Origin of the sequence: Chromobacterium fluminis (assembly GCF_011602385.1) — a bacterium.
Taxonomy (GTDB): Bacteria; Pseudomonadota; Gammaproteobacteria; order Burkholderiales; family Chromobacteriaceae; genus Chromobacterium; species Chromobacterium fluminis.
In genome coordinates this window covers 1-852 of record NZ_JAAOMA010000118.1, presented here as the reverse complement: position 1 = coordinate 852, position 852 = coordinate 1, and the positions used below count along the sequence as shown (strand labels likewise).

Below are 852 nucleotides of genomic sequence, written 5' to 3'. Positions count from 1 at the left end.
CCCCCCAACGCCTTTTTCAATTTCGACGTTGCAGCCCCCAGCGCGGCCCCGGCCATCTTGAACGCCTCGTTTCCCGCGCCCGCCAGGTCTTTGGATGCCAGCGTCAAAATTCCAGCAGCACGCCGCGCCAACCCCGCTTGCGCCCCCAGCAGCGGCGAGCCCGCCGTCAGCATGCCGGCGGCCACCCCTGCAAAACTCGTTGCATTGCGCGCCTGCATCAATCCTTTGGCGACGTCCCCCAGGCCGGACGGCAAACGGGCAATGCTGGCTGCACGAGTCGCACCATTGATTGCCAGCTTTAAAACCGCAGTCAGCTCCATTCACACCCCCATAAAAAACCCCGCTTTCGCGAGGCATCATCCCACCGGGTCAAACAGCTGCCCCGTTCCGCCGCGCTGCTGCGCGGTCCACTGATCAAACAAGCGCTTTAAGTGAGGCATCAGCTGATTGGCCAGTTCCGCCGGGCTCTTCACATCCCCCATGACTTTGAGGTGAATGACCGGCGCAAAGGTATTGCTATGTTGAGCCGGAGCAGCTGCGCCAGCCTTCGGCGCCGCGCCCGCTTTGGCCACGTCCGCCGCAGCCGCCGCCGGCTTACCGGGATCGCCTGCCTGCGCCTTGGGTTTGATGGGGTACACCATCGGCCCCAGCGCGGCCTTATCGCCACCATTGAGCTTGTCATACAGCCAACTGCCCAAGGTCGTTTCGCTGCCCGTGGATGCACTCAAGGCCGCCGAGATACCGGCATTGATGGCCGTACCCGTTGCATAGCCCGCCGCCCCCGCGCCAGCCACCATGGCACCCGATGCGGCGATGGTCCCCGCCGAGGCCCCGGCAAGGCTACCCATCGAG

At 64.8% G+C, this 852-nt stretch carries 1 protein-coding gene and 1 pseudogene; both read right to left on the bottom strand.

All coding sequences use genetic code 11. From position 1 onward, the window contains the following. On the bottom strand, nt 1–320 hold a 320-nt coding region (locus tag HA052_RS27105; protein ID WP_166454443.1), incomplete at its 3' end, for a hypothetical protein. Nucleotides 321–356: 36 nt separating this feature from the next. Next, nucleotides 357–852 (bottom strand): annotated as a pseudogene (locus tag HA052_RS27100) (hypothetical protein); the annotation flags it as partial.